Below are 5,913 nucleotides of genomic sequence, written 5' to 3'. Positions count from 1 at the left end.
GCCCACAACATCCCGTGCGGGCCGATCCTGTCGACCAAGGAGATCATCGAGGACGAGTCGCTGATCGCCAACGAGATGGTCGTACGCGTCCCGCATCCCGAGCGGGGTGAGTTCATCACCGTGGGCAGCCCGCTGAAACTGTCCGACTCGCCGGTGGTGGTGGCCACCTCCCCGCTGCTGGGCGAGCACAACGAGGAGATCTACATCGGCGAACTCGGCCTGGGTGACGAGGAGCTACGGATGCTCAAGTCGAACGGAGTGATCTGAGCATGGTGCGGTGCCGCCGCCACTCGGCGGAAGCGGCCCGGCATCCGCCGCTTCCGACACGGCGACGCGGCCCCCCGCTGCGCCGCCGACCAACCCTCGATGGCGCGGACCGTCAAGCCCGGTCCGCGTGACAGGTCCGGCTCGGGCGCCGCTGCCCGGGGCCAGACCTCCCCGCACTGCACATGGAGTACCGACCAGGGGGCGCTGGCGAGTCTCTTGAGCAAGGGGAAAAGACATGACAATCGCATCATCCATACGACCCGCATACCGCGAGGTCACGGATGCGAACGGACGCGTGTACCGGGTCGGCGAGAGTCCCAGGGACCTTCTGGGCGGCCCGCGTCTGCTGATGGTGGTGCTTCCGTGGGTGGCCATGATGGCCATCAGCGTCGCGGAATACGCCTTCGGCTCGGCCGAGGAGGTCCTGTCCTCGGCGCACGGCTGGTCGTCCACCAACACGTTCTGGGTCCTGGGCGTGTGGACGGTCTTCCAGGCAGCGGTGGCGTTCCCGACGGGAAGGCTGCGAGAACGCGGGATCCTCACAGCCCGCGGGGCCATGCTCACAGGAGCCGTCCTGGCCGGGATCGGCTTCTTCGCCCTCAGCTACGCGCCGAACGTGACGCTGGCGATCCTGGGCTTCGGTGTCCTCGGTGGCGGGGGCGCCGGCATGGTGTACTCGACCTGCGTCAACATCGTCGGCAAGTGGTACCCGGAACGGCGCGGCGGCAAGACCGGCTTCGTCAACGGCGGTTTCGCCTACGGATCCGTACCGATGATCTTCGTGTTCACCTACTCCTTCGACGAAGGCAACTACAGCACGGTGCTCGACTGGGTGGGCGTCTACGTCCTGGTGTTCGTTGCGATCTGCGGCTGGTTCTTCAAGGACCCGCCCAAGAACTGGTGGCCTGAGGAGGTCGACCCGCTCCAGCACAGCAAGAACGCCAACGACAAGACGCTGTCCAAGAACCCCCCGGCCGTGCGGCAGTACGAGCCGATGGAGGCGATCCGCACCGGGATGCTCCCGCTGATGTGGTTCTGCCTGGTGCTGTGCTCCGGGGTGTCCATCTTCGGCATCTCCTTCCAGGTTCCGTTCGCGAAGCAGATCGGGTTCGGTCCGCTGGTGGTCGCCTCGTCGATGGGCATCATGTCCATCATCAACGGAACCGGCCGCGGCGTGACCGGTTGGGTGTCCGACCGGCTCGGACGGAAGCAGACGCTGATCATGGTGGTCGCGATCGAGGGCCTGTCGCAGTTCGGTGTCCTGTGGGCCGGCGACATCCGCAGCGAACCGCTCTTCCTCTTCTTCGCCTTCATCTCCGGTTTCGGCTCAGGCGCCTTCTTCCCGATGTTCGCCTCGCTGGTCCCGGACTACTTCGGCGAGAACAACAACGCGCAGAACTACGGTCTGGTCTACAGCTCCAAACTGGTCGGCGGACTGGCCGGGAGCGGCATGGGTGCTGCGGTCGTCGCGGCCTGGGGCTACTCCGGTGCGTATGTCCTCGCGGGAGTCCTCGGACTGGTGTCGGCTTCGCTGGCGATGCTGCTGCGACAGCCGGGCCGCACCGCAGCGCCCCGGGTCCGGGCGGGCGCGCTGCAGGTCGGCGGTGAAGCGGCCTAGCCCGGAGCCTGCGTTGGGTTGAGGTCCGCCCGTTGCGGACGCCGCCGCTCACTGGCGGACGGTCCGCAACGGGCGGTGGCTTCCCTCGGTGCGGCGGACGGGTGCCGCCGCACCCGAAGTCGTCCATGGTCCCGCGCGACGTCCCGTCGTCGTCACCGGACGCGCTCGTGGTAGCTGGTGCGAGTGTGCTCGGTGTGGGCCCGCATCAGCCGCTGCGCACGCTCCTCGTCGCGCGCCTCGATGGCGTCGATCATCGCTCGGTGTTCGTCCCAGGAGTGCGCGCCGCGGGTGCGGGCGACAGGTGTGTAGAACCACCGAACGCGGCGGTCCACTTGTGCTGACAGCTCCGCGAGCACCGAGTTCGCCGCGAGTTCCATCACATACGCGTGAAAGTCGGCGTTGGCCGCGACCACGGCATCGACATCGTCGGCCTTGAGCGCTCGCTCGCCCGCCTCGCAGAACTCGCGCAGTCGCGCCGTGGCCTTCGGGGTGGCGTTGGCCGCCGCCAGCCTCGCCGCCTCGGCCTCCAGCAGACCGCGGACGACGAGCAGTTGGTCGGCTTCCTCCTCCGTGGGGTCGTGCACGAACGCGCCCTGCGCCGGGCGCAGGTCCACCCACCCCTCGGTGTTGAGCCGCTGCAGGGCTTCGCGAACCGGCTGGCGGGAGACGCCGAGGTGCCTGGCCAGCTCGGTCTCGACCAGGTGCTGCCCGGGCTGGAGCGACCTGGTGACAATGAGTTCCAGCAGAGCCTCGTAGACCCGCTCGCGCAGCGGGCCGGGACGCTCCAACTTCGGCACGGTGCCGTTCGGTAGCCCCGCAGACGCCATGGCTCCACCCCTCGGTAGCGGCTCGCCTGATCCGACCTGGCTTTCGTCTACAGTCTACAGTTGCGCCCTGATTGCACAGCCCAAGACCTCATCGGTCACTCCAGATCGGATCAGATCTCCATTACCTCGGCGGGTTCCCGTCCTTCCCCTTGTCGAGAGCGAAGGCATACTGTAGACAATATGGCGTCGACGATCTCCTGAGAGCTCGCCGGTCTCGGAAACGACAGGAATGCGTAGTCCCTGCGTCGACACGCGGAAACCTGCAGGGGTCAGAGAGTGCTGCACCGAGTCACTGAACCAGGGCTGATCGACATGATGGGACGGAGCTCACCCGCGGCCGCGGGTCTCTTTGTCAGCGCCGACTGCCTGCCGCCGAGACGGGACCGATCCTCGTCGGCGGCCGTAGCGGCACCCCCAATAACGTGTACACGGGCGAGCGGTGCTTGGCTCAGCGCGCGGCGGCCACCGCGGGCTGACGGCGACGCGGCACGTGACACGGACGCGGGACCGGCCGGCGGGTGCGCCCCCTGGGCCGGCCGGTCCCCGGCGTCACAGTCCTGAAGCCGCTCGGGTTCGGTTCCCGCGCCGACGCCGTGGCCGGTGGCCCCGGCCGTCCTGGCCGAGCCGGCGCGTACCCGGTCCGGCGTTGAGATGCGACCGCCGCGGTGGCCTGCCGGCGGCACGCACATCGCGTCGGGTTACGCCGGGGCACCGCCTGCGAAGTGACTTTTGTTGATCAACCCGTGTACGCCGACGGTGCGATCCACGGGAACGCGGTCCCGGGCGTCTTTGCGGGCTCCGCAGCATGCGCGAGGCCCTGCGCGGACAGTGCCGTCGCGGTGCCCGCCGTCGTCACGGCGGTGGCGGCGCGCAGGAAGCCGCGCCGCCCGAGGCCGGAGATGAGCAGTTCCCGAGCGCCGCTGATATCCATGGCCGAGGTGTTCATGGATATTCCATTTCTCGTGTGTGAGTAAGGCGCCCGGCACGGCTCGGCATGCGTGAGAGCAGCGCCGGTCGGCGACTGGTGGGAGCACAGGTGAATACCGGGGGATCGCGTGGCCGTGCGGACCGTCGCGGGGGAGAAGACGTGAGGTCAGGCCTGGTCGGAGGAGGCCGCGCCGTCATGGCGCGTGCGTCGGATCATCTGGTCGATATCGGCGAGATGCCGGGTCATCGCCTCGGCTGCCGCCGCCGGGTCACGCGCCTCGACCGCGTGACGAATCGCCCGGTGGCCGGCCAGGGACGCCCGGCGGCCCTCTCGAGTGCTGTGGGAGTCCTTGCGCACCGGGGTGGTCCACGAACTGACCATCGTGGTCAGCGCGGTGAGCAGCGGATTGTGGCTCGCCCTGGCCAGGGTCAGATGGAACTGGACGTCCAGCTCCAAGGACTTGGCCGCCAGCAGGTTCTCATCCGTGGCGTGCAGGATGTCGTCCAGCTGCAGCAGGTCGGCGCTGGTCGCGCGCAGTGCCGCGAATTCGGCGATCTTCGGCTCTATGACCGTCCGCAGCTCGGCCACGTTCGCCAGCTCCCGGTCGGCCTCGCCCAGATCGGCCAGCCTGACGTAGAGGTCGTCGACCTGGGCGGGCGGTGGCAGCACGATGGTGCCCCTGCCCTGCCGCCGCTCGACGAGATGCTTGGCCTCCAGCTGGTGCAGAGCTTCCCGGAGCGAGGTCCGCGACACCGATAGCGACTCGGCCAGTTCGCGCTCCGGAGGCAGCTTGTCACCCGGGCCGAGTTCGCCGAGCGCGATCAGCTGTTCGAGATGGGCGACGAGCGCGTCGCTGACGCTGTGGGCACGGGTCCGCAGCGGCGGCACCTTCGCTACTGCCATGCCCGTGACCTCCTCGCCCCGTGAGCACCCAGCGTAACGTGCCAGATCGCTCCGGGCGGGGGCGCGCACCCGTGGACGAGTCCCGGCACCGCCGGTCTTCCGTGATCATGTCCAGGCACCGAAGTCGCTCGGACGAAGCCGTGGCTGCGGGGGTCGGGCCTTCGCTGCCGGCCCGGCGCCGCGGGCCGTGACGAGGGCGACCGAGGCGGCGGACGCCGCTGCGATCGGGAGGAGGTGGCGCATGGCTGCGTGTCCTCTCGGGGCCCAGATGGCCACCTTGGTAAGATGGTCCGACCAATATTGAGTCGTCTTACGAGCAGTCGCCCACGCACGTCAGTGGCCGAACGTGAACGTCATGGCGTTCTTACAGGGATGCAATACGGTCGCAGCCACCGTCGGCTGCCGTCAGACTCCGGGCACGAGGCCGATCATCCGCCGCGCGGCCGGTCCTGTCTGCTCGGGCACGGCGATCGAGGCGCGCCAGGTCGGGGTGGTCGCGTCCGGAAGGCGCACATGGCACAGGGAAGCCGCTTGTTCCTTGTGGGCGATGGGCTCGGGTACCAAGGCGATGCCCAGACCGTGGCCCACCATGGTGATGAGGCTGTGTACGTCGTTGACCTCCACGGTTACCTGCCGCTTGATCGCGACTTCGCCGAACGCCTGATCGGCCAGGGCGCGGGCTCCCCAGTCGGGAGTGAAGTCCACGAACGGCTCCCCGCGCAGATCGTCCCATTCGACCGTCTCGCGGGCTACCAGTGGGTGCTCGGGGCGGCACAGCAGAACCATCGGCTCGGCTGCCAGCGGCAGCAGACGTATGCCCTGCGGTGGTGCCCCGCACAGCGCCACGAACGCGAGATCCAGTCGGCCGGCGGCGACCTCCTCGGCCAGGAACTGAGAGCCCGCCTGCTGGAGCTGTAGCTCCACCCCGGGGTGGAGGTCCCGGAAACGGGCCAGCAGGGCGGGAACATCCACGGCGCTGAGCATGCACTGCTCGCTGCCGATCGCCAGGGTGCCGCGCAGCAGTCCTTGGACGGCGGCCACGGCATCCTTGGCGGCCCGCATGCCGGCCAGGGTGCGGCGCGCCTCGATCAGCAGAGCATGCCCGGCCGCGGTCAGCTCCACGCTGCGGGTGCTGCGCATGAAGAGCCGGGCGCCCAGCTCGCGCTCCAGGGAGCGGACCGATGCCGACAGGCCGGACTGGGAGACCAGCAGTCGCTCGGCGGCCCGGGTGAAGTGCCGCTCCTCGGCAACGGCAACGAAGTACTCCAGGTGTCTTAGTACTCCAGCCGGAGATGTGATCTTGCTGGTGGGGGGCCGGTGGGAAGACAGGTGCGGCCACCGGTGATCATCGTCAGGTGTGTGGACTGAAG

Annotated in this window: 6 protein-coding genes; 2 read left to right on the top strand and 4 right to left on the bottom strand. The window is 68.9% G+C overall.

Going from position 1 to position 5,913, the window contains the following annotated elements:
* Together AB0N14_RS39345 and AB0N14_RS39340 are read left to right on the top strand one after the other, a co-directional pair.
* Positions 1-267: CoA transferase (locus AB0N14_RS39345; RefSeq protein ID WP_366030499.1), on the top strand; the 267-nt coding region annotated here is incomplete at its 5' end.
* 235 nt (positions 268-502) lie between these two features.
* Complete coding sequence (locus tag AB0N14_RS39340) at positions 503-1,885, top strand: OFA family MFS transporter (RefSeq protein WP_366030498.1); 1,383 nt, start codon at positions 503-505, stop codon at positions 1,883-1,885.
* A gap of 152 nt (positions 1,886-2,037) precedes the next feature.
* On the opposite strand, the gene AB0N14_RS39335 is transcribed toward AB0N14_RS39340, so the two are convergent.
* The 4 genes from AB0N14_RS39335 to AB0N14_RS39320 form a co-directional block, all read right to left on the bottom strand.
* Positions 2,038-2,712, bottom strand: a complete 675-nt coding sequence (locus AB0N14_RS39335) for a GntR family transcriptional regulator (protein WP_366030497.1) — start codon at positions 2,710-2,712, stop codon at positions 2,038-2,040.
* 736 nt (positions 2,713-3,448) lie between these two features.
* Complete coding sequence (locus tag AB0N14_RS39330) at positions 3,449-3,658, bottom strand: hypothetical protein (protein ID WP_366030496.1); 210 nt, start codon at positions 3,656-3,658, stop codon at positions 3,449-3,451.
* A gap of 147 nt (positions 3,659-3,805) precedes the next feature.
* Complete coding sequence (locus AB0N14_RS39325; RefSeq protein WP_366030495.1) at positions 3,806-4,543, bottom strand: FadR/GntR family transcriptional regulator; 738 nt, start codon at positions 4,541-4,543, stop codon at positions 3,806-3,808.
* 405 nt (positions 4,544-4,948) lie between these two features.
* On the bottom strand, positions 4,949-5,842 hold the full coding sequence (locus tag AB0N14_RS39320; protein WP_366030500.1) for a LysR family transcriptional regulator: 894 nt from the start codon (positions 5,840-5,842) through the stop codon (positions 4,949-4,951).
* Positions 5,843-5,913 lie beyond the last annotated feature (71 nt).

The sequence above is a fragment of the Streptomyces sp. NPDC051104 genome, from assembly GCF_040682835.1.
In the GTDB taxonomy this organism is placed as follows: Bacteria; Actinomycetota; Actinomycetes; order Streptomycetales; family Streptomycetaceae; genus Streptomyces; species Streptomyces cynarae.
Note: the sequence above shows the minus strand (reverse complement) of the source record. Positions and strands in the feature narration are given on the sequence as shown.